The organism is Komarekiella delphini-convector SJRDD-AB1 (assembly GCF_014831675.1).
Classification (GTDB): Bacteria; Cyanobacteriota; Cyanobacteriia; order Cyanobacteriales; family Nostocaceae; genus Komarekiella.
In genome coordinates, this window is sequence record NZ_VJXY01000005.1 from 180,005 (window position 1) to 202,230 (window position 22,226).

Consider the following 22,226-nt stretch of genomic DNA (forward strand, 5'->3'; position numbering starts at 1 on the left):
GTGATAGATAAATTGCAAAACCGCTTTCGGAATTTTAGAAGAAAAGTGGCTGAGCCTGCCAAAATCCAACAGCTAGAAACAGAGTTGTTATCAGAATCAATGTTAGACTCATCCTACCTAGTTTTGATTTTTGGCTCCTGTGCCATAGCTACTTTTGGTTTATTGTCCAACAGTAGTGCAGTAATCATCGGCGCTATGATCATTGCACCTCTGATGCTGCCAATTCGAGCTTTCGCTTTTGGTGCTTTGCAAGGAAATGTTCCCTTATTTCGCCAAGGAATAATTTCTGTAGTAGTAGGAACAATTGCTGCAATAGCGATCGCCTACAGTTTAGGATTGTTTACACGTATTCCCAGCTTTGGTAGTGAGATACTAGCGCGTTCAGAACCAACACTATTAGATTTGGGCATAGCCGTAGCAGCTGGAAGTATCAGCGGCTACGCTAAAGTTGAGCCAAAAATTTCTGGAAGTTTGGCCGGAACTGCAATTGCCGTTGCACTTATGCCTCCCGTTTGTGTGATTGGTTTAGGGTTGTCACAGGCAAATTTCTCACTCAGTTTTGGAGCAACCCTACTTTACCTAACTAACCTGCTAGGCATCACTCTTTCCTGTATGCTCACATTTCTGATAGCAGGTTACACATCCATGCGTCGAGCACGAAAACCTCTGACTTGGACTTTAGCTTTAACCGCAATTCTGCTTATTCCTTTGGGTGTAAGCTTCTTCCGACTTGTACGGCAATCCCAGCTAGAAATCAGCGTTAGACGAGCATTATTAAACAAAACTGTTACTTTTCAAAGATTAGAGTTACTTACAAATGAAACAAATTGGCTAGTTAATCCACCACAAATCCGTCTCAATGTGCGGGCGAAAGAACCTGTAACTCCTCGGCAAGTGCAGTTATTGGAGGAATTTATTGAGCGGGAAATGGGACAAGCTTTCACTTTAATTTTCCAAGTTGGTGAAGTGGAAGAAGTGCGGCGATCTTCAGTAAACAGTAAACAGTAAACAGTAAACGTGGAAGAAGTGCGGCGAGAAAAGTAGCAGGGGTGCAGATCTTCAGTAAATAGTAAACGTGGAAGAAGTGCGGCGAAAGAAGTAGCAGGGGTGCAGGGTGTAGAGACGTTGCAATGCAATGTCTCTACAATGGTCTACCTGTCACATTATTTTTTTAAATTGGTATTAGATTTACTGGAATTTATATTGTAGTATTTGTAGTATCAGGCAATGAATTGATAGCACTACTTGAACTATGAACCAGTATCACTTCAAACAGTCATTCTCTGCTGACCCCACTTTAAGCGATAAGCTTTTTGACTTGGTAGAAGATACATTTCCCGGACTCAGCAGTCTGGCAGAATGTGGGAGAAAACTAGGTGCATCCTGGGAAACAGCTTCGACACCGTTTATTCGGTTTCATGATGATGTAGCCATTACCCATGTAGGAGTGTTAGAAATTCCTATGCACATTATGGGACAAAGGGTTACTGCTGGAGGAGTCCATGCAGTAGCTACCCGTGCAGAATTTCGCAGGAGAGGCTATTACCGTCAAGTGATGGAGGAAGTACTGGAATATTGCGACCAACTTTATGAAACACTAGTACTGACGACACCACAACCAGAGTTTTACTTACCTTTTGGCTTTCGCATTGTTGAAGAACAAATTTTTAAACTCCAGTGTGACTGCACAGGTGATACTGATGGCTTAAGAATCCTGAATTTTGCAGATATTAAAGATTTCACATTGCTGCACAGACTTTTAGAAACACGCACACCTGTATCTAATGTAGTTGGGGTAGTAAAGGAAAAACCTGTATTCTGCGTCAATGAAGGAAGCCGTTCTTTATATTATGTGGAAGATTTGGATTTAATTGCTTGCATGGAGATAGAAGATTGCAGACTTCATCTTTTTGATCTAGTTGCAACGCAGATATGCTCTTTAAAGGAGATTCTGGCTAGGATACCTCAACACATTGAAGAGGTAGTAATCTACTTTAGTCCTGAACGTCTCGATGTCAAAGATGTGCAATCATTCCCTCATAAATTGGATGAAACTGTGCTGATGGTTCGCGGTACATTTGCAGCGGAGGGGGAGAAATTTATGCTGCCGCGTTCTGCGAGATGTTGAAAGAATGGGGATTGGGGACTGGGGACTGGGGACTGGGGACTGGGGAACTCGGGGCCCCCTCTGGGGATAAGGGGCAATGGGGACTGGGGATTGAGGATTGAGAAAGAGAATTACTCTTTTGCTCCTCTGCGTCTCTGCGTCCACCGAAGTTCAGAACGCTATGCGGGTCTTATTGCCCAACCGTTCTAAAAGAACGGTTGCCTTGTGTCCAAAGGATACAAGGGAGAGGCGCAAGGCTTTGCGCCTCTCGGCAGTGATACAGACCATCGGCGGAAGCCGCCGCTCCAACTTCTCTCTGCGTGAGATAAATTATCCCACATTTATGCAAAGCCGAGAATCACAGCATAATTAAACCTAGTCGCACACCTACAGCAACAGCTTCAGTACGGGTGGAGACACCGAGCTTTTGAAAAATCGATGAAAGATGAAATTTAACTGTATGCTCAGAGATGTGTAAACGTTTGGCGATCGCTTTATTTCCCAACCCAGAACCGAGCATTCCTAAAACCTCGATTTCCCGTGGTGTCAAGGTTTGCACAGGATTTATCACTACTTTTTCTCGCACAGAAAGCAACTCTAAAAAATCTGGGTGTAGCACCACTAGACCAAAAGCGATCGCCTCAACAGCAGCGACAATTTCCGACTCTGTACTAGTGCTGGGTAATATACCCCGGACACCAGAACGTAAAGCCATTTCCAAGTCGATGCTGTCAAGTTCCTCAACAATTACCATAATTCTCAAGGGGTATTGCTCCTCTTGAATCAGCAGCAATTTTTCCCACACCAATTGTTGAGGATTCCCCCTCAAATCTAGTAGCACTACATCAAGTTGCAATTGCCCAACTTCCCTTGCTAGTACATCCAAATCGGATGCACTTCCCACAACCGTCAGCGTGGGATTGCTAGTCACCACTGCTGATAACCCTGCCCGCACCACGGGGGAAGTAGCAACTACCATGACTCGGATCATGTCGCCTCCACAGGATTCCCACTCTGCACCGCAACATACACAACAAATTGCTGTCCACCGCGCAGTACTTGTAGAGGAAGTGATTGGTTATTGTTGCTTTGATGGAGATATTTAGCTAAGTCGTTGGGGTTAGTAAACAAACGCCCTGCAACTCCAATTAACACATCACCAATTTGGACTCCAGCGGTTTCTGCTACACCACCAGGTAAAATTGATAACACTAGTAAACCCAAAGCGCGTCTGTCTAAAAGCACAGGTTGTAGTGTTACCCCCAGTTGTGGGCGAGTATTACCGCTCAAAAAACGGTCTACAGTGTTGCTAGGAACTGCAACAGCTAAACCATGAGCAATCATGGTGTTAATGCCCACGACTCGACCGAGACAGTCAGCAAGCGGCCCCCCAGAATTACCAGGATACAACCGCAGATCTGCCATAACTGTCCGCGAATTATTAGTACAAATAATTCCGGTAGTTACAGCACCACTGTCTGCAAAGGGATTACCTACTGCTAAGACTAATTCGCCGACTCGTAGCGCTTCAGAATTACCAATTTTTGCAGCAGTTAAGTCAGTGGCAGCAATTTTTAGGGCTGCTAAATCTTGTTGTGGGTTAAAGTGTGTACGTAGTGCATCAAATTTTCGTCCATCGGATAATTCCACAGTTGCGCTGTTGCTGGTTGCCACGTGGGCATTTGTGATAATTACTCCGTCAGATTGCCAGATTACACCGGAACCGATTCCTAGAGAACCGCTGTTGATTTTGACGGTGCTATGGCGTAGCTTGGTAGCTACTGCTGTTAATTCGGCGGCTATGTTGGTAAATATTGTGTTTGCCATGTTATGCGGTTTTTTTGCTGGCATGGGTATTTTTTGTCTCACGCACAGAGAAGTCGGAGCGGCGGCTTCCGCCGATGGTCTGTATCACTGCCGAGAGGCGCAAAGCCTTGCGCCTCTCCCTTGTGTCCTTTGGACACAAGGCAACCGTTCTTTTAGAACGGTTGGGCAATAAGACCCGCATAGCGTTCTGAACTTCGGTGGACGCAGAGGCGCACAGAGGAGTCTAGTTTTAAGGCTTGAGGTGTTCTGATCTCGAAGTTTCGTGTTCTGATCTCGAAGTTTCGTGTTCTGATCTCGAAGTTTCGTGTTCTGATCTCAAAGTTTCGTGTTCTGATCTCGAAGTTTCGTGTTCTAATCTCGAAGTTTCGTGTTCTGATCTCGAAGTTCTGTGTTCTGATCTCGAAGTTCCGTGCTTTGATCTCGGAGTTCCGTATTCAGAAGCTCAACGTTCGAGTAAAAAGGCCGAAGTTCTAAATTACGAATTACGAATTACGAATTACGAATTACAATGGTCGTTCGCCAATTGCGATCGCTAACTCAACTAACACTCCACCTCGTACAACTTGGACTTTGACGGTTTGACCAATGCGATCGCCACTATTAAGAAGTGCTAGCACATCACCAGTATCACTTAGTGTAACACCATCAAATGTTACTAGTACATCCCCAAGCAACACACCAGCGTTATCAGCGGGGCCGGAGGGTTCGACGTTAACGACAATTACTCCGCTAGCAGAAGTTAAATTGAGAGCAGTTTTGAGATTTTTTGGTAAGCGTACAGGTTGCATACCTACACCCAAGTAGCCCTTGGAAATACGTCCTTTTGCTACCAATTGGTCAACGATGCGATCAATTGTAGCAACGGGAATAGTCAGAGCAGTACCGCGCCGTCCTGATGTATTCATGCCTACTACATAACCAGCAGCATCTACGAGGGGCCCACCTGCAAAGCCAGAGTAAAGGGTGATGTCTGGGCGAATTAACTGGTCAATATTACCACCGCTCATGCTCCGCCAAGCACCACTAACTACGCTTACCGCACCCATCGCCGCTCGCAAGTCACCTTCGCTACTTCTTGCTAGTCCTAGTACCAGATGACCAACTTTGAGCGTTTTAGTATCGCCAATTTTAGCCACGGGGATTTCTACATCTTGGAGTTTGAAGACAGCTATATCGGTGCTAGAGTCATGACCGATGGGTGTGACGGGTACAGTGCGCCCATCTGATAGGGTAATGGTGATTTCGTCATAGCGCTGAAGCGACTCATCAGAGGTAACAATGATCCCATTGCACCAATGAATGCCACTTGGGGAAACACGTCTACCCGCATTCACAGCAACCACAGCAGTCCCAGCTTGCTCTACAGTGTCAGCTAAACTATTAGACAGATCCAGTAATGAAGACATAAGATTTCTTGGCAAACGTTCTTAGATGCTCATATCTTGCCGTTTTCTCCTTACAGTTGACATCAGAAAAATGGGCAGAATTCACCCTGGAAAAATAGCTAGGAAAGGCAGCAGGGGGAGCAGGGGGAGCAGGGGGAGTAGGGGGAGTAGGGGGAGCAAAAGAATAATTCTCTTTCCCATTCCCCATTCCCCAATCCCCATTCCCCAGCCTATTTGAATTGCCGTTGAATAGCTGTAAATCCTGCGGAGAATAACGCTGCAATTACACTTGCCATAATTACAAGAACTACACAAGCGCCTAAAGCTCCCAAAACTATCACTACCCCATCTTGCTCAATCATGCCTAGACTAATTACAACTATGGCAACAGCAGGCGGTAGATTACCAAAAGGTATCGGTAGTGCAATGACAATAGCAAGGATGAGAAACAATAATCCTAGGATGCGTTGCGCTAGAGGTGAAGCGACAAATTTCCAGCGGGGACGAACTATACTCTCGAATTTTTCTAGGATTAACAGAATTTTATTTATCAGTTTCTCAAAATCTTTGCGTTTCAACGAGCGATTAGCTATCCAACTTGGTAGCCGAGGTTTGGTAAAACCTAAGAGCAACTGTATTGAAACTATCATTAAAGGTAGACCGATAATTGCAGAAACTCCAGCGATAGGTAGTGGTAAAGCTTCTGGTAATGCACAAAAAAGCAAGACAGGAGCAAAAGCGCGATCGGCCATATCATCTAATAAATCTCTGAAGTATAGACGCTCTCCTGAATGGCGTTCTAAGAAGTCTCGCAGTAATTTGGAGGTCTGCAATTCTTGTTTTGACATGCTTTAATGGTCTGTATTGAAAAAGGTGCGATCGCTATTAAGGATTAAGAACAGAGTCAACTACTGAATTCTATATCCTGCGTTAAGGCTTCAATCCCAGCCCATAGTAAGACTTTTGATTCTCTTCCACTCCATTCCAGGGAGTAAAAAGTCACTGTAAGCAAAAAATAGCCAGTACACGACGGCATAAATAAACCACCCATTCCCCATTCCCCATGCCCTTGTAAGCGAAGTTTTCTATATCAGCTTCTCTTCAATTATTTCCTTAAATAGCTCGTCTAATAATTCGCCTGCTAGCTCTAAAGAAGTCAACACTCGATAAGCCAAACGTGCTATTTCAGGAGATGGAAATTCTATATCAGGAACCATAATTACACACATCCCAGCCGTAAAAGCAGCTTTTACTCCTACAGATGAATCTTCAAAAACCATACACTGCAAAGGAACAACATTAATTCTGCGACTAACTTCTAGAAAAATATCTGGAGCTGGCTTGCCCTCGGCAACATCTTCACTCGTTACAATAGTCGTGAAATATTGCTGAATACCTGCGTTGGTTAAACGTCGGATTGTTCTAATTCGAGATGTCCCAGTTGCCAATGCAATAGTTACTCCTAGGTTATTTAGTTTGTTGAGTACATCTAATACACCGGCTTTTACTGGCAGACCTTCTTGCATTTCTCGTTCATCGCCAATTTTAATCCGTTGTGCTGTCACTGACGCAAAAGGAAAGCTTTCACCATATCTTTTTTTTAGTATTTTTTCCCGCCATGATAAGTCTCGACCAACAAACTCATCATAAAAGTTGTCACTCATGACATAGCCATGATTTTCTAGGGCCTGCTTCCAAGCCCATCGAGCAATACTTTCCGTATCAAAAAGCAGACCATCCATGTCAAAAATTACGGCTCGGAAACTTGGTGACACATTAAGTCCTTTGATTACAGCTTGACAATATCGAACTATGTAATTATGCCCTTCTTGGTAGTCTGAAACTTAATTAGCTTAATAATTGTCAGTGAAACCCAACAAAGGTTTAAAAACGTTAAATTGATAAATAAAACCCGAAACCCTGTAGAGACGTTACATGTAACGTCTCTATATGTGATTCTTTAATTTGCGTACCTAGTGACATCAATCATCAAACTTCCTCTAACTGAAATGAGGAAAATAGAGCATAGCTTTTAAAATAAGAACAGGCTAACTAAAAATATGGTAAATATCCAAAAATCTGCCCTTAACTCCAAATCTGGAGAAATCAATCTGTTAACTCCATCTAGTAAATTACCTTTGTATGGCAAAAGGATTTTAGTTACAGCCCCAAGAAACTATGCTGCTAGATTCTCTGAACAAATCATTAAAAAAGGTGGACTTCCGGTGATCATGCCAACTATCGAAACCTGCCATCTATTAAACTACATTGAGTTAGATACTGCTCTCAAAAAAATAGATGCATTCGACTGGATTCTCTTTACTAGTAGAAACGGCATTACTGCATTTTTTGACCGGATGAATGATTTACAGATTTCCACGTCTGTGCTACAAAATTGTCAATTGTGTGCTTTAGGAAAAGACTCAGAAAGCTTATTATCTTTTTGTGGCCAGGTGGATTTGATACCGACAGAATCTAGTCCAGCCGGAATTGTGACAGAACTAGCAAAAATTCCTCAAATTAATCAGAAACAAGTGCTAATACCTGCTCCTGAAGTTGTTGGTTTGCCTGAGCCTAATGTCATACCGAACTTAATTTCAGAATTGCAGAAATTGGGTATACAAGCAACTCGCGTACCCACATATATTACGCAGAGTTTAGACAAAAATATATATAGTGTTGAATTAAACCTAATTCGTCAAGGAATGATAGATGTAATTGCTTTTAGTAGCACGGCAGAAGTGGAAAGTTTTTTGACAATGATCAACTCACAAAATGATTATGAACATTGTGTTGTTGCTTGTTTTGGCCCTTATACAACTGCCAATGCCCAAAAGTTAGGTGTAAATGTTTCTATCGTTTCAAAAGATTATAGTTCATTTGAGGGATTTGCTGAAGCGATCGCGGAATTTTTCACTCTGGCTTCCAGATAAAAAAGCCAGATTATGGTAGTTTTCAATCAGATATCTCTGTGCCCGTATAATCTGATCTTATCTGAAAAACATGAAGTAAGGAACAAAAATGGAATTTGATTTTACAACCACTCTTGGGCTAGTAGCAGGAGTACTGACTACTATCGCCTATGTGCCTCAACTCATTAAAACTTGGCAGTCAAAGTCAGCCCATGACCTTTCTTGGAGTATGTTAATTATTCTGTGTACAGGTATTATTTTATGGTTAGTTTATGGTACTTCTGTTCATGATGTACCCATTATTGCGGCTAATGTCGTCACTTTAGTTCTGGCTACTGTGATTTTGGTGCTGAAGATCAAGTACAGGTAAACTATCTCTACTAACCGTTTCTGAATGTGGAGCAGTAAAGTCTAGACTAGTAGCACGTAAACCCGTAGTATCGAAAATGGAGTTTATGTAAGAGCGGGATTGTTGCATGGCAACTTATAAGGTCAGATTATTTAACAAAGCTGAAGGGATAGATGAAACAATTGAAGTTGCTGACGATGAGTACATTCTAGACGCTGCCGAAGAACAAGGTTTAGACTTACCCTACTCGTGTCGTTCTGGTTCTTGTTCTAGCTGCAACGGTAAGCTAATTTCAGGTTCAGTTGATCAGTCAGATCAAAACTTCTTAGATGACGATCAAATTGCCGACGGAAATGTCCTAACCTGTTATGCCTATCCCACTTCAGACTGCACCATCGAAACCCATCGAGAGGATGCGCTAAACTAACAAGTCTGTACAAGCGTAATAATTCTCACTAAAAAGCGCTCTCCTTTTGGAGAGCGCTGTTAATTTAGTTCAACGGCATTGATTACATATCAAAGTGCAAATTAGCCAGCTGATGCCAAATTAACTTTGACAACCTTGTTCTTTTCTTCTTCAGCTTTAGGTAGCGTTAGATTCAAGATGCCATCTTTATATTCTGCGGTGACATTGGTATTTTGAATCCGCACAGATAAAGGAATTACACGTTGGAATTTACCATAGTGAAATTCGCTCTTGATTACACCTTTATCTTCAGTTTTAGCTTCAGACTTCCGCTCACCACTCAGGTATACGGCATTTTGTGTAACTTGTAAATCCAGGTCTTTGGCTTCAATTCCTGGAAGTTCTAGTTTCAGATGAATTGCGTCTTCAGTCTCTTTTAACTCAGCAGCGGGAACTCTGGAGAAGCCTCTTTCAACAAATGCGGATGGTAAGGTATCTTCATCAAATAAGCGATTGATTTGACGTTGCATTGTGTTAAATTCTTGCCAAGGGTTCCAACGTACTAGTGTCATATTTTTACCTCGTATAATTTGATGAGTATTTTTGTGACCAACCAATTCAGGATTTAATTCCTTGCTTTGTTCTCATAGTATTAATAAATAATAGTGGTGTAAATTCGGTTTTTATCACTTCGTTGATGATGATTTCCGAACATCAATGAAGGTACGGTAATCTGAAATCTTTTTGGTTCGGTAAACTCGACAAAAGTAGACTTGAAATATTAATGTTGTTTTTAGATATGGTGAATAAACCCAGATAACCTATGCCTCAAGCTGTGGCTCAGAAAGGCTTTCCGACAATGCCCACTCTAACGAGCGTAATTTAGTACCATTTTCTGTGAAACAATATAAAGTATCCCAATTTGGTATTATGAGCAAAATATTAAGAGATATACGCAGGTAATAGTAATAGCTGGACTTATTGCTTTTTTTTATTTTGATAGAGATAATAAAAGACTCATAAGCAACCGTTCATAATATATATGTCAATAAGTTGGGTTTACTTAATTGCAGCGATCCTCTTTGAAGTTTCAGGCACAACTTGCATGAAATTATCGCAAGGATTTACTAGAATAGTCCCTTCAGTATTAATATTTGTCTTCTATGGACTTTGTTTTACTTTTTTGACGTTTTCCCTCAAAAGACTAGAAGTAAGCGTAGCTTATTCTGTCTGGGCTGGATTGGGAACTATTCTAATTGCTACCATTGGTATTATTTGGTTTCGTGAATCTGCTACACTCATAAAACTTGTATCAATCGCCTTGATAATCATGGGTGTAATCGGCATAAATTCAGGCAAATAAAAAATACCTCGCCTTTGTCAACATAGGCGAGGTAAATAAACCAAAACTGATCATTTTACTTGTTGCTGCTGTAATAAATACACCAGCAATTTACGTTGTTCCGCTAGCCTAGCAAAATGAGCAGACTTTGCTAAATGCTTTTGAAAATATAGTAAACCTCGGTATATATAGCCCACAAGTAATTGACTTTTAATACTTTAACAGAGACAGTCAAAGACATGTAGCCAATTTGGCTGGTTTCTTTATACACTGAACGAGGAAAAATATTGGTAGGGATCATTCGTAGAGACGTTGCATTGCAACGTCTCTACAGTCGTTTTACCGAAAATAAATCGGGTTTTTGCGATTACCGAATCAATGCTCTAGTCCCCAGCCCCCCTACTTTAAATTTGTAACAACCCCTCTGGATTCACTGATAAAAGCGATCGCCTCTGCAAACCTTCACGGGATAAAATTTCATTGGCTGCTAATAAGCCACTACTAACCGCTCGTTCCATCAAGCCGCAAGGGAAAGGCATTTTTACCCAATCTCCTGCAAACAATAAGTTAGAAACACTAGTACTAGTTTCTGGACGTTCTGCATAACTATTTGGTGGATAACCCGAAAAGTTATTTTGATTCACTAATTCCTGATGCAGTACATTTGCTTGCTGTAACTCTGGAACAATTTCGTAGAGTTCCTGCTCAAATTTCGTTAACAAAGCTTCCTGGGTAGGGAATTCTTTTGCTTTGTAGCAGTAAGCGTGTAACTCAACCACGCTACCACCAGTACGTTTCGCCCAATCGATGAATTGTTCTTGAATGCGGTGATAAAGGGTAATACTGTCTGTGAGTTGATAACCAGATAAAGATGTAAAATTACTCTGTTCCCACTCAAAATCGCGGTCAAACCAGAAACGACAAACAGCAAACGGATCAGCGATACTCAAGTTTTCTACTTGCGATCGCACTTTTTGATCTACATCTCCACTCACTCGCTTCCATAATTGTTGCACTCCAGGGACATCGGTAGCTAAAACATAATAATCTGCTTGAATTGTCTCTGGTGACGGCGATTTAGAATTTGTCGCTACCAGTTGCAAGTTCTCATCCTGCTGTTGCACTACTTGAAACTTAGCTAAATCTCGTTGTGCAGGGCCTTTTACAACTTTACCATCAGCAGTAAAAACTGCTCCATGACAAGGACAATGAAACTTGCCATCTGCTGCTGTTTGCACAGTACAACCTTGATGAGTACAGGTAAGAGAAATCGCCTCTTTACCCCCAGATTTTACAGCAAATACTTCATCAGCTGCACCAAAATATTCTATTTCTTTGTCAGCAACAACTGAATTCCGTTTTACCCAAAAAGGCACATTATTTTGATTACTACCAAGGTAATATTTGAGTGCATCAATCTTACCTTGTACAGCAGGAATTTCGCTTACAGTTGCACCTGTGATAATTTTGCCACCATGACGTTGAATTTCTCTAGCGATAGGTTGTACTAAACTTGTTCCCATGTCATCTTTAGTACCATTAAAAGCTAGTCCTTCAGGGTTGCCAAAAAAATAAAAGTGGAAGAACTGCATGAGTTCTCCGACACTCATCACATCTGGTGCATTCAAGCTAGATTTAGCAAAAGGTAGAAAATACAAATCGTATAAACCTTGAGGAAATTCTGTTTTTACCCAGTCAGCAACAGATATATTATCGAACCGTTGATAGTTCTTTTCTCTTTGAAAACCAGTAATTGCTTGAAAGACTTGTAAATGTTTGAATTTAGTCAGATTAATCCCCCATCGGAAGCGGTTGGGAGAAGCGATCGCTAAATCTATAATATTCCAAGGAAAGGCAGAACTACTGGGGCGAAATACCTCTGGTTTATATTTTGAATCGCGGTAGACAACAGAATAAAAGTTTAATGATTGAAAATTATCAACAATTCCCAATTCGCTTACGATACTATTCAGGTTATAATACTGCGGAAAAAAGCCATGAAAGCCATGTTCCATCTTAAAAGTTTCACCAGCGGCTTCTATTTGCCAACTAGCAATTTTGCCACCGAGTTGCGGGGATTTTTCTAGAAGTGTTACTAAAAATCCTCTTTGACTCAACTCATAAGCACAAGCTAAACCTGCTAATCCACCCCCAATCACTACAACACTTTTACCTTGATTTAACATCCGTGGTAAGCTAAGGATATCTTTTTGAAAAACTGTTGGCTTTGGCTTAGTAAACCGGGAGTATCCTGTTAATCCGGCAATTGCACTAATGCCGAATAATTTGAGTAATGTCCGACGAGAGATAGATGATTCCAGTGAATTAAATAGTTGGCTCATTGGTGACAAAATTAACTCTTCACAATGAATTACTGGCGTGAAATAATAGCTGTGAGTTAGCAGGTTTTTTGCAGGATTTTCCCCATTTATGTCTTAATCCTAAACGGATTTATTTTGGCAGCATGGGAGAAAGTGTCAAAAATTTAGGTTAACAATTTGACAGTGTAATATAATATCTAATAATTGACTACTAAGCGTTAGGTAGGTTTAGGAATGTCAAGCGATCGCTCCTCTCCTAAACAAGAGTCTTCTAGTGGACACAATCGCGTTCTTGATGAGGCTGAACGACTTTTTCGTATGCGAGGCTACAATGCAGTGACGATGAGGGATATAGCTTGTGAAGTGGGAATTCGTCAGGCATCATTGTACTATCACTTTGCCAGCAAAGAGCAACTTTTTGTAGCTGTCACCGAGCGGATGTTTGAGCGTCACCGCATTGGATTACAACAGGCAATAGGCGAAAATAGTCATGATTTGCGATCGCAACTTCACGCAGCATCGGTATGGTTTCTCTCTCAACCTCCCGTCCATTTTTTGAGCATGGTACACACAGATATGCCCTTGTTGGCTGAGGAGAATGTCAAAAAGCTTTCGGCTTGTTCCTACCAATCTATCTTTGAGCCGCTTCGACAGACATTTATCCAAGCGCAAGAACGAGGCGAGATTCGAGATATTCGTCCCAATTGGCTAGCTGGATTCTTTTTATCTGTGATGGAAAGTATACCTTATGCCACAACCTTTCCGGGTGCTGCACCCAAAGAAGTAATGGTGAACGAAATGATTGGCGTTTTGTTGGATGGGTTGAAACCGGAATAATTAACAGTAAACAGTAAACAGTAAACAGTAAACGGTAAACATAATTGGGTTTAAGGGGAACCACTAAGGGGGCGCTCACTTCCAACTGAAAACTAATAACCCAAAGCCGATAAGTGGCAGGCGCTATCTGGCGGGTTTAAATCCCCCATCATCCGCCGTTAGGACTGATAACAGTTTACTGTTTACTGTTCACTAAGATGTTGTCCTTGGACGACTTTCTTAATTACGAATACGAATTGGTATAAGTTGGTGCTTACATATATCTATAGCGTAAACTTGGTAACACTAACGGATTACCAATATGCGTGTTCAAGTAGTTGTAGTTTTGATAGTGGCGATGTTAGTGGGTGGGGAAAATCCAGAGGCGCTTGCAGACTCTCAATCTTCTACTCAGAATGGGCTTGGTGGCATTCTGACGGAACCTCAACGGGGATATGCTAAATACGGTGATTATGTAGGCTCGACTTCAGTAGAAAACCCAAAAGCGGAAACTGCTCAAAATATTGAGTTTTCTCAGAGAGTTGTTAAAGATATCCAGATACGTTTTGTTAATGATAAAGGTCAGTTGGTCGATGACAAGGGTCAGCCCATTCAGGGGCGTACCCAGAGAGATTTTATCATTGGTCTTTTGAGACTCAAACCCGGTCAGGTTTTCCGCAAGGATGTACTTCAAGCAGACTTACAACGACTTAGAAGATTGGAATCATTTGCTCAAGTCAATGTTTTTCAACAAGAAGATGCTTCTGGCGTTAACATCATCTATAACATTAAAGAGCGTCGCTATCCTGCTCTAAAATTCGGTGGCGGCGAAAGCGATGATATTGGCCTTTTCGGTCAGGTAGGTTATGAAGATGCAAACATCAGTGGTCTTAACGATGAACTAGATACAACTCTTCAGATAAGTAGTAAAGATGTGCAGTTTTATGGTCAGTTCACAAGCCCTTATCGTCCTGGAGAACCAAACCGTTTAGGCTATAGCATCAGAGGTTTTCGTACGCGAGATTTATCTTCAAGCTTCAACGAAGATATCAGACTCTCCAACGGTGACAAAGTGCGCGAGGGACGATTTGGCGGTTCTGTAGCACTTTTAAAATCTTTCGATGATTGGGATACATCTGTAGCTCTTAACTATACCAGAATCAGCCTGCGCGATCGCGATTACAATGTGACACAAGTCGATAGATTAGGGAGTCCCCTTTCCTTAAGCGGTACTGGCATTGATGACCTGTTTACAGTATCATTTGCAGTATCCAGAGATCAACGCGATCGCCGTGAAGATCCAACTCAAGGATCAATCCTCACCCTCAGCACTGAACAGGCGATTCCCATTGGACTCGGCAATATTTCCAGCAACCGACTCCGGGGAGACTATATCCAATACTTACCAGTCAGCTGGATAGGTAATAATCAGTCAACTGACAATCCAGAAATGTTGGCGATTAATCTACAAATTGGGACAATCATTGGAGATTTTCCACCAGCCAACGCCTTTGATATCGGCGGACTAGATTCTGTAAGGGGTTACGGTTATGGTAAAGTTGCCAGTGGTCGAACTTATGGCTTAGCTTCTGTGGAATATCGTTTCCCAATTTTCCAGTCAATAGGAGGCGTTATCTTTACTGACTTCGGCTCAGATTTCGGCTCTGGTAAAACAGTCCTAGGAGAACCAGGCGTACTACGAGGTAAACCTGGGAGCGGCTTTGGTTACGGCTTAGGATTGCGAGTCAAGTCACCCTTTGGACTAATTCGGGGCGACTTAGGAATTAGCGACCAAGGAGAAGTTAGATTTGAAGTCACCACAGGTCAGCGATTTTAATAATTACAGCAATTTTTATGTTTTTAGACCACACTCTTGATTTCTCTGTGTGGCTCTGTCTTTAAAAGTTTCCTAGGTTGGGAAACCCCGAAGTTCTGATCGCTATGCGGGTCTTACTGCCCAACCGTTCTTTCAGAACGGTTGCCTTGTGTCCAAAGGACACAAGGGAGAGGCGCAAGGCTTTGCGCCTCTCGGCAGTGATACAGACCATCGCCGGACGTCGGCGCTCAGACTTCTCTCCGCCTATAGAACTTTTCGCTGCGCCTCTGCGTGAGATCAAAAAAACGTGGTACATTTACCTAAAAATAGCTGTAATTTTTACTCCGCGCTCCTCTGCGTTTAAATCTTCTCTTCCAACCCCTTACAAAATGAAGTATTGGCGTGAAACCATAGCTATAACTCAGCGCATCTTAATTGAACTCTTGCGCCGTAGACGCAGCCTAATCTTTTGGAGTATTTTCCCCGTTTCATTGTTAATCCTTAGCGGATTTATTTTATCAGAACGGGCAAACCTATCATTAGCTGTTGCTTTTGAATATGCTGCACCCTCAACTTTGGTAGGTGCGGCATTATTTTTTAGCTGCTTGGGTGGAAGCGTAGCAACCGTAGTTGCAGAAAGAGAACAGCAAACCCTCAAACGCCTGTTTATTTCTCCCTTGAGTGGTACATCCTATTTTTTAGGAATTTTTCTCGCTCATACCTGCATTGGAATTGGACAGACAATCTTGGTTTACACTGTCGCCGCCTTTTGGGGTGCTACCTTCAAAGGTTCGATATTCTTGGGACTCGTAATTATTTTATTAAGTATCGTTTCTTACGTTGGCTTAGGCTTTATTTTAGGTACACAATTGGCACGCCGTACCGAAGATGTTAACGCGCTGGTAGCAGCTTTTGGAGTGCCTTTATTAATATTAGGTGGAGCATTTTTACCGAGTTCATTGTTTCCAAAAACACTCATTAATATTGCCAAATATGACCCAATTTATCACATGAATGAAGCTCTAGTAGGAGTTTCAGCTAAGGGTGAAGAAATTAGTAGTATTACATCACACTTTGTGTTTCTCTTAGTTTTTGCTGCGGTGATGGTTTTAGGTGGATGGTTATCTTATCGGCGGATGTTGATAGTTGAAAGGAAACTGTGATTTAGTCGTTGCAGTCCTTTTGGAAGGAGCAGTTAGGTATAACACCAGCATAAAGCAACCTGGAATTAGCCTCTTCCAGTAGCATGTATGATGTAGCCATTAGTTGAAAGACTGAAGCAATGACTACCTACAAAATCGATTTAAAAGACGAGATTTTGCGGATTAATTTTGGCGAACCTGCTCAAAATGATCAAATTGTTCGTGATGCAGCAGCGCGGCTGGAAGAGATGGTTGAATCTGGAGAACTTACAGGAGGGCAACTACTGAAGATTAATGGGCCAGTATCAGTGCCAGTGGCGTTTGTATTAGCGCATAAACTTGCTCATATTTACGGTGCAATTGCTTGCTTTGATCCTAAGTTAGGTAAATATGTAATTTCTATCACACATGATCCAGCATATAAACTGGGAGACTTAATCGATTAAAGTACTTCACTAGAAACTCAGATGAAAAATTACTCTGAACCTCTAGCTTTGGTGGAGGTTAGTAGTACAATCACGCGCAAAACTAAGTTAGTAATGCAACATATAGATTATGCAGTTATACTGACTGAGGATATATCGAAATTTCTCATATGGCAGGGCTGAAAATTATTGCGATTATTCATAGTGATTATTATGGCGTGAGCGATATCCAAGGACAAGCCGCTGCACGTTTACGCATTGAGTCATCATCCATGCTCACAGGTAGCGTTCATCGCTTACAACGAAGCGAGGATGTATCTCAGCGTCCGATGGTGCAGGCGTTGGTGGGGTTGAGTAATGGGTAGGGGTAATTGCAGAATTATCTACAAAGAAAACAAGTAATATGGAAAATACAAATTTTATTACGACTGCGATCGCTTGGTGTTTAGCTTGGGGTGAGCAACGATCGCCTAAGTATAATTTAGAAATATTACAGCAAATGCGCCAAGCTTTGAAGGAGGGAACAGAAGTACCTCAAGAAGTACAGGCGTTAGCTAAACAAGTTCAAGAATTACAGAATTTGCCATTCCCAAATACAGTAGAAGAACTAAAACAGTATACAGAGAAATATGCTCATTTGTGGGATTCTCAAATTGGCTTAGTTTATGGTGGTGCGACTAAGATTAAACAGTATGTGTTTGAAGTAGCTAAACTTTCAGATATTCGTGGTGCTTCGGCACTACTTGATAAAATTAATCTAATTGATTTACCTGCTTTTTTTGGTGAATATGGAAATGTACCTAAATCAATCTCAATATCTCAATGGCTAAAAAAGCACTTCTCGGATTTAGAAGCAGCTTTGATTCCTGAATTAATTATCTATTCTACTGGCGGTAATATTTTAGCTTTTTGTCCAGCATATTTTGCAGATGATTTAGCGAATGCAATTGAAAGGCGCTACACTGAAGAAACTTTAACTGCTAATCCTTGTGCAGTATGTGCTAAATTTAAAGCCCTAGAAATTCGTTTTGGCTTATTACAAAATCAGATTGATAAAACATTCTGGTTGCAAGAATATAATAATAATCTTAAACATGAATTGATAGAAGCCTATTTTTCTCAATCTGATGCAAATGATTCAGAGCAAGCATTTAAGGAACGCAAAAGTTTTAATGAATTGACTGGAAAATTAGTTTCCCTATTCAACCAGCGACGTAACGGTAATGATTTTCTAAATCGTCCCAGTCGCCGTTATCCACCAATGTTTGAAACACACCCTTATTTAAAGAGAGATGAGGGCGATCGCAGATCATCTGTGATGAAAGCTGAAGGTCTTCCTAATGAACCTTACTTCTCAGAGGCTTTAGCTCGTAAGCGCATTGTTGGACAAATATCTAAACAAGATGATAGCCCTACAGATTGGTACTATCAAGCAGGTTTTGATTGGAAACCTAATCAAATTTCTATCCCCAGTTGGGTTAAAAAATTTGAGGATTTTTTAGTTAAAAATAAATTAGCTGATCAATATTATAACGGAATTAAGTCTTCTGAAGAAGCACGTTCTTTAATAGAAATTGGTAATACCAGTACACCGAATGCTTTTGTTGCCTATATCTATGCTGACGGCAATAATATGGGTGGCTATATTCAGAAGATTCAAACTCCACAAGAATATCAACAGTTCAGTAATGATATCTTCAAAGCCACTGAACAGTCAGTTTATAAGGCACTAGCTAAACATCTACATCCTCATCTACTTAATAACATCAAGGATCAAGATAAAGTACACCGCAATGGTCACTGGATTCATCCATTTGAAGTTTTGACTATTGGCGGGGATGATGTGATGCTGATTGTACCAGCAGATAAAGCATTAGATATTGCCAAAACCATCGGTGAAGAATTTGAAAATTATCTTGTAACTCAAGCAGACGGCTATAAATCAGATAAAAATTATCAATCTCTATTAGTACATCGATATAAAGGAGAACAGCAAATTTCTGGAAAAAACCAATGTCGATTAAGTATGTCAACTGGAGTGTTAATCACGGCTGAAGATACACCAATATACTATGCAGAAAAACTTACTAATCAGCTACTAAAATCTGCAAAAAAACTGGCGAAAGACTTGAAAAAGCATGGTTACAATGGTGGGACAGTAGACTTTTTGGTGATGAAATCTGTAACAATGATTTCTTCCAATATTAATGAGTTTCGCACTCAAGGATTAATCAAATCTGGAACCAGACAGCAAAAACTCAAGTTGTATGCTGCACCCTATACCCTGCACGAACTTGGTGGACTTTTAGAAACGGCGAAAGCTTTGAAAGATGCAGAATTTCCGCGATCGCAACTTTATCAAATTCGCAGTTTACTAGAACGGAGTAAACAGACAGCCATACTCAATTATCGTTATTTCCGAGTGCGATTGAGTGACAAAAAAGCTCAAGATTTATTGAAACAACAGTTTGAAGACGCATGGTGTAAACCTAAAAATCCAGCTAATAATGGCAACCTTGCACCTTGGATGTCTTTGAAAGAGGAGAAAGAAGGAACTGATGAAAAAGTTACTTACGAAACTATCTGGCGAGATCTAGTAGATTTATACCCTTTTATCGCCAAATCACAGGAAAATTATTCTCTCACAAAATCAAAGCAACAAACATTGCAACCATGATTTATTTACATAACTTACCCACAAATCAAGTAACAAAGATTAAACTTACAGCAATAATTGATACTGCTTTGTGTGTTGGTGCTGGTGGTTCTGATGGTTCCCTTTCCGATAAACCCATCGTTCGCAACGCACAAGGACAATTGATTATCCCCGCTTCCCAACTCAAAGGTAGACTCCGCCATGAATGCGAAAAAATAGCTAGGGGGCTAGGATGGGAAATCTTTGAATCGCCAAAAGCTGAAACACTTTGTCCAACGGAAGAACAACTAAGAGAACGAGTAAATATCGAATCTTTGAATTTTTATCAATTAGATGGTTACAGAGGTTATCACTGCTTAATTTCTCAGATATTTGGTAATCCCATATTGCCATCACGAGTTGTGGTGGATGATTTGATTTGTGAGATACCAAGAGAGGATTTCTCAGAAGTAATACGTCCAGGTGTGACGATAAATCGCCGTCGTGGTACAGCAGAAGAGAAAAAACTATACTTCCTAGAAACTTCCCCAGCTAATAATCAATTGGAATTTATAGGGGAAATTCATTTACTACCAGACTGTCCAGCATACGCTAAGGCTCTAATTTTAGCAGGCTTGCGGCATATCCACGCTCTCGGTGGAAGTAAATCTGCGGGGTTGGGTTGGTTGAGTTGGAAAGAACTAGAAACACTACCACAAGATGATCCAGCGTGGGAGATGCTAATACCGGAGGCGAAATCATGAAGCGGATTAAATTAAAGATTACAGCTTTATCGCCACTAGCGATCGCAGCTAACAAATCTGGTTCTATAAGTCAAGCCGAAGACTATATTCCAGGTTCAGTAATTCGGGGTGCGATCGCATCTCAAATCTTACAACTATCCAACCAGCAAACACCAGGTATAGCAGAGCAAAATTTAGTAGCAGATAGTGGCGACTTTGCAGCCTTATTTTTAAGTGATGAACCTGCGATTTTTCATAATGCTTATCCAGCAGTAGCTAAAATTGCAAATAAATCATTTTTAATTGACAAAGAAAAGACTGAAAAAGAAAAGTATGACGTCATTTCTAGAGTTGTAAATGATGAAATCTTGGTCTTACCAGTGACAGCCGTAAGTTCCAAAACAGACTCAGGCTTTAAGCCGAAAGCCAACGGGGTTTTTGACACTTTAATTGATCGCTTCTGTGCAGACGCATATAATTATCCTTACGATCCTAGTGATCTAAAATCTCTAGAAGAAAAGACTGATGCGCGGGTTGAAGCTTACGGTAGTGGATTTTATAGCAAAACTAACGATAGCGAAACTAAATATCAGTATCGCAGTCATTCTGTTAGCACACGCTTTCTTACACGCGTAGGAATTAATCGCCAACGAGCTACGTCTCAGGATGATATATTTTACAGTATTGAAGTTTTAAATGAGTCATTTGTAGAAAATCCCCAAGAACAAAATTGGCATTCTGTGGTTTACCGCAGTGATATTCTAGTTAACGATGCAGATTTAGCCAAATCTCTTACAGATTTTATCAATCAAAATTTCCAGATATTTCGTTTAGGTAGTGCAACTTCGCGGGGTCTGGGTAAGGTTGAAATCACAGCCACAATTAGCGATACTTTGACAGATGTTGAAAGTAGGATAACTGAATTTAACAGACAACTTAAAAACCGTTGGCAACTCTGGTCAGTATTTAGCACACCAGAAAACAATCTATTAGAGAATCGTACCTATTTTACTTTAGACCTGCAAGCTGAAGCTATCTTCACTGAGAATTGGCAACGTACCACAGTAATTTCTCCAAAAATGTTATGTAAATTTGTAAATTTAAATGATGAATTTGCACAACTGAATGATACAGAAGAAAAAGAAAATTTTATAAAATTAGAAGTAGTCTATAGCAGCTATAACTATCGTTCTGGCTGGAATTCTGCTTGGGGATTGATGAAAGATATAGAATTAGTCACAAATAGAGGTGCTGTGTATTTATTTAGTACAAAGAAAGAAAACGAAAAAAAATGGACTGATAAACTTAAAGATTTGGAACTGAACGGAGTAGGCGATCGCACTTGTGAAGGTTTTGGACAAGTACAAATTTGCAATGAATTTCATAGTGTATTTAGAGAAGAGGCGGTTTAAACAATGTCACAAATTTCTGTAATCGATTTAGAGCAACAATTAACTCTACGCATTAATAATGAATTGAGTAAACAATTGGATGATATCATAGAAAAAATGCAGGCGATAGCGAAAAAATTTGATATCAAGCAAGTAAAAGAACGTTCGCCTATCAAAAATGTTTTAACTACAGCCACAGATCCAACATCTTCTTTAGAAGTCATCAAAAATTTTATTCGCTATCAAGCTAGTCGTAAGGATGCTAGTCAAATATGGAAGTTAGAAATTAATGAAAATCAGCAAAAAGAAAGATTTCCAAATGCAGTAATTAAGCAAATCGACGATTTAACAATTAATATCAATAATATTTTTAAATCTATAAATATGAGTATAGATAAAGAGCTTAAACCATTTTTATCTGAGGATGGTAAAAACTCTATGAATCCGAATCTTAGTCAAAATCAACGTGAAAAACTAGAGGCGCTTAAGCTATATATAGAAAATAATAAATCTCTGCTTGCCAAGAGTATTCATCTCAAACTAGCTCAACTCTACCTTGGTTATCTTAGTCGTGAACATACAGCTTTAATAGGTTCATAAATTAAAAAT

General features: G+C 40.6%; 22 protein-coding genes. 15 read left to right on the top strand and 7 right to left on the bottom strand.

Annotated features, from left to right (window positions below):
- Complete coding sequence (locus FNW02_RS07155; protein WP_191756862.1) at nt 1–1,008, top strand: DUF389 domain-containing protein; 1,008 nt, start codon at nt 1–3, stop codon at nt 1,006–1,008.
- A 244-nt stretch (nt 1,009–1,252) separates the two neighbouring features.
- On the top strand, nt 1,253–2,128 hold the full coding sequence (locus FNW02_RS07160; RefSeq protein ID WP_191756863.1) for a GNAT family N-acetyltransferase: 876 nt from the start codon (nt 1,253–1,255) through the stop codon (nt 2,126–2,128).
- A gap of 337 nt (nt 2,129–2,465) precedes the next feature.
- On the opposite strand, the gene FNW02_RS07165 is transcribed toward FNW02_RS07160, so the two are convergent.
- The 5 genes from FNW02_RS07165 to FNW02_RS07190 form a co-directional block, all read right to left on the bottom strand.
- Nucleotides 2,466–3,098 (bottom strand): response regulator transcription factor, encoded by a 633-nt coding sequence (locus tag FNW02_RS07165; protein ID WP_191756864.1) that lies wholly within the window; start codon nt 3,096–3,098, stop codon nt 2,466–2,468.
- Nucleotides 3,095–3,958, bottom strand: a complete 864-nt coding sequence (locus tag FNW02_RS07170; RefSeq protein ID WP_225225485.1) for a S1C family serine protease — start codon at nt 3,956–3,958, stop codon at nt 3,095–3,097. The genes FNW02_RS07165 and FNW02_RS07170 overlap by 4 nt, the downstream gene beginning before the upstream one ends.
- Before the next feature lie 479 nt (nt 3,959–4,437).
- Nucleotides 4,438–5,340, bottom strand: a complete 903-nt coding sequence (locus FNW02_RS07180; protein ID WP_191756867.1) for a S1C family serine protease — start codon at nt 5,338–5,340, stop codon at nt 4,438–4,440.
- Nucleotides 5,341–5,549: 209 nt separating this feature from the next.
- Nucleotides 5,550–6,167, bottom strand: coding sequence for an exopolysaccharide biosynthesis protein (locus FNW02_RS07185; protein ID WP_191756868.1), 618 nt, complete (start codon nt 6,165–6,167; stop codon nt 5,550–5,552).
- A gap of 237 nt (nt 6,168–6,404) precedes the next feature.
- Entirely contained in the window at nt 6,405–7,094 is a 690-nt protein-coding gene (locus FNW02_RS07190; RefSeq protein ID WP_191756869.1) for an HAD-IA family hydrolase, read from the bottom strand.
- Nucleotides 7,095–7,379: 285 nt separating this feature from the next.
- On the opposite strand from FNW02_RS07190, the gene FNW02_RS07195 reads away from it, so the two are divergent.
- From FNW02_RS07195 to FNW02_RS07205, 3 genes are all read left to right on the top strand, one after another.
- The gene (locus tag FNW02_RS07195; RefSeq protein WP_191756870.1) at nt 7,380–8,252 is read left to right on the top strand and encodes a uroporphyrinogen-III synthase; all 873 of its coding nucleotides are present in this window, start codon (nt 7,380–7,382) and stop codon (nt 8,250–8,252) included.
- Between the two features lie 88 nt (nt 8,253–8,340).
- Nucleotides 8,341–8,601, top strand: coding sequence for a SemiSWEET family sugar transporter (locus tag FNW02_RS07200; RefSeq protein ID WP_191756871.1), 261 nt, complete (start codon nt 8,341–8,343; stop codon nt 8,599–8,601).
- Nucleotides 8,602–8,707: 106 nt separating this feature from the next.
- Complete coding sequence (locus FNW02_RS07205) at nt 8,708–9,007, top strand: 2Fe-2S iron-sulfur cluster-binding protein (protein ID WP_191756872.1); 300 nt, start codon at nt 8,708–8,710, stop codon at nt 9,005–9,007.
- Nucleotides 9,008–9,108: 101 nt separating this feature from the next.
- On the opposite strand, the gene FNW02_RS07210 is transcribed toward FNW02_RS07205, so the two are convergent.
- On the bottom strand, nt 9,109–9,558 hold the full coding sequence (locus FNW02_RS07210) for an Hsp20/alpha crystallin family protein (protein ID WP_191756873.1): 450 nt from the start codon (nt 9,556–9,558) through the stop codon (nt 9,109–9,111).
- A 470-nt stretch (nt 9,559–10,028) separates the two neighbouring features.
- Here FNW02_RS07210 and FNW02_RS07215 point away from each other — a divergent pair, with 470 nt between their 5' ends.
- Nucleotides 10,029–10,349 (top strand): DMT family transporter, encoded by a 321-nt coding sequence (locus FNW02_RS07215; protein WP_191756874.1) that lies wholly within the window; start codon nt 10,029–10,031, stop codon nt 10,347–10,349.
- A 383-nt stretch (nt 10,350–10,732) separates the two neighbouring features.
- Here FNW02_RS07215 and FNW02_RS07220 read toward each other — a convergent pair whose 3' ends face one another.
- The gene (locus tag FNW02_RS07220) at nt 10,733–12,670 is read right to left on the bottom strand and encodes an FAD-dependent oxidoreductase (RefSeq protein WP_191756875.1); all 1,938 of its coding nucleotides are present in this window, start codon (nt 12,668–12,670) and stop codon (nt 10,733–10,735) included.
- Between the two features lie 213 nt (nt 12,671–12,883).
- Between FNW02_RS07220 and FNW02_RS07225 the strand changes: the two genes are divergently transcribed.
- From FNW02_RS07225 to FNW02_RS07265, 9 genes are all read left to right on the top strand, one after another.
- Nucleotides 12,884–13,486, top strand: coding sequence for a TetR/AcrR family transcriptional regulator (locus tag FNW02_RS07225; RefSeq protein WP_191756876.1), 603 nt, complete (start codon nt 12,884–12,886; stop codon nt 13,484–13,486).
- A gap of 301 nt (nt 13,487–13,787) precedes the next feature.
- Entirely contained in the window at nt 13,788–15,302 is a 1,515-nt protein-coding gene (locus FNW02_RS07230; RefSeq protein ID WP_191756877.1) for a BamA/TamA family outer membrane protein, read from the top strand.
- A gap of 368 nt (nt 15,303–15,670) precedes the next feature.
- Nucleotides 15,671–16,444 (top strand): ABC transporter permease, encoded by a 774-nt coding sequence (locus FNW02_RS07235; RefSeq protein ID WP_191756878.1) that lies wholly within the window; start codon nt 15,671–15,673, stop codon nt 16,442–16,444.
- Between the two features lie 119 nt (nt 16,445–16,563).
- Nucleotides 16,564–16,869, top strand: a complete 306-nt coding sequence (locus FNW02_RS07240; protein WP_191756879.1) for a CRISPR-associated protein Csx3 — start codon at nt 16,564–16,566, stop codon at nt 16,867–16,869.
- 149 nt (nt 16,870–17,018) lie between these two features.
- Complete coding sequence (locus FNW02_RS07245; RefSeq protein ID WP_191756880.1) at nt 17,019–17,213, top strand: hypothetical protein; 195 nt, start codon at nt 17,019–17,021, stop codon at nt 17,211–17,213.
- 38 nt (nt 17,214–17,251) lie between these two features.
- A complete protein-coding gene (gene cas10, locus FNW02_RS07250; RefSeq protein ID WP_191756881.1) occupies nt 17,252–19,525 on the top strand; it encodes a type III-B CRISPR-associated protein Cas10/Cmr2 in 2,274 nt (757 codons plus the stop codon).
- Nucleotides 19,522–20,247 carry an RAMP superfamily CRISPR-associated protein gene (locus tag FNW02_RS07255; RefSeq protein ID WP_191756882.1) on the top strand — a complete coding sequence of 242 codons (726 nt, stop codon included), beginning with the start codon at nt 19,522–19,524 and terminating at the stop codon, nt 20,245–20,247. The genes cas10 and FNW02_RS07255 overlap by 4 nt, the downstream gene beginning before the upstream one ends.
- The gene (gene csx10 / locus FNW02_RS07260) at nt 20,244–21,638 is read left to right on the top strand and encodes a type III-D CRISPR-associated RAMP protein Csx10 (protein ID WP_191756883.1); all 1,395 of its coding nucleotides are present in this window, start codon (nt 20,244–20,246) and stop codon (nt 21,636–21,638) included. The genes FNW02_RS07255 and csx10 overlap by 4 nt, the downstream gene beginning before the upstream one ends.
- A 3-nt stretch (nt 21,639–21,641) precedes the next feature.
- The gene (locus FNW02_RS07265; protein WP_191756884.1) at nt 21,642–22,217 is read left to right on the top strand and encodes a hypothetical protein; all 576 of its coding nucleotides are present in this window, start codon (nt 21,642–21,644) and stop codon (nt 22,215–22,217) included.
- Nucleotides 22,218–22,226 lie beyond the last annotated feature (9 nt).

Coding starts and splice junctions, on each gene's coding strand:
- FNW02_RS07180 (WP_191756867.1), bottom strand. CDS start 5,340: ATGTCTTCATTACTGGATCTGTCTAATAGTTTAGCTGACACTGTAGAG.
- FNW02_RS07235 (WP_191756878.1), top strand. CDS start 15,671: ATGAAGTATTGGCGTGAAACCATAGCTATAACTCAGCGCATCTTAATT.
- FNW02_RS07245 (WP_191756880.1), top strand. CDS start 17,019: ATGGCAGGGCTGAAAATTATTGCGATTATTCATAGTGATTATTATGGC.
- FNW02_RS07215 (WP_191756874.1), top strand. CDS start 10,029: ATGTCAATAAGTTGGGTTTACTTAATTGCAGCGATCCTCTTTGAAGTT.
- FNW02_RS07160 (WP_191756863.1), top strand. CDS start 1,253: ATGAACCAGTATCACTTCAAACAGTCATTCTCTGCTGACCCCACTTTA.
- FNW02_RS07165 (WP_191756864.1), bottom strand. CDS start 3,098: ATGATCCGAGTCATGGTAGTTGCTACTTCCCCCGTGGTGCGGGCAGGG.
- FNW02_RS07195 (WP_191756870.1), top strand. CDS start 7,380: ATGGTAAATATCCAAAAATCTGCCCTTAACTCCAAATCTGGAGAAATC.
- FNW02_RS07205 (WP_191756872.1), top strand. CDS start 8,708: ATGGCAACTTATAAGGTCAGATTATTTAACAAAGCTGAAGGGATAGAT.
- FNW02_RS07220 (WP_191756875.1), bottom strand. CDS start 12,670: ATGAGCCAACTATTTAATTCACTGGAATCATCTATCTCTCGTCGGACA.
- FNW02_RS07255 (WP_191756882.1), top strand. CDS start 19,522: ATGATTTATTTACATAACTTACCCACAAATCAAGTAACAAAGATTAAA.
- FNW02_RS07230 (WP_191756877.1), top strand. CDS start 13,788: ATGCGTGTTCAAGTAGTTGTAGTTTTGATAGTGGCGATGTTAGTGGGT.
- FNW02_RS07170 (WP_225225485.1), bottom strand. CDS start 3,958: ATGCCAGCAAAAAAACCGCATAACATGGCAAACACAATATTTACCAAC.
- cas10 (WP_191756881.1), top strand. CDS start 17,252: ATGGAAAATACAAATTTTATTACGACTGCGATCGCTTGGTGTTTAGCT.
- FNW02_RS07200 (WP_191756871.1), top strand. CDS start 8,341: ATGGAATTTGATTTTACAACCACTCTTGGGCTAGTAGCAGGAGTACTG.
- FNW02_RS07240 (WP_191756879.1), top strand. CDS start 16,564: ATGACTACCTACAAAATCGATTTAAAAGACGAGATTTTGCGGATTAAT.
- csx10 (WP_191756883.1), top strand. CDS start 20,244: ATGAAGCGGATTAAATTAAAGATTACAGCTTTATCGCCACTAGCGATC.
- FNW02_RS07185 (WP_191756868.1), bottom strand. CDS start 6,167: ATGTCAAAACAAGAATTGCAGACCTCCAAATTACTGCGAGACTTCTTA.
- FNW02_RS07265 (WP_191756884.1), top strand. CDS start 21,642: ATGTCACAAATTTCTGTAATCGATTTAGAGCAACAATTAACTCTACGC.
- FNW02_RS07225 (WP_191756876.1), top strand. CDS start 12,884: ATGTCAAGCGATCGCTCCTCTCCTAAACAAGAGTCTTCTAGTGGACAC.
- FNW02_RS07210 (WP_191756873.1), bottom strand. CDS start 9,558: ATGACACTAGTACGTTGGAACCCTTGGCAAGAATTTAACACAATGCAA.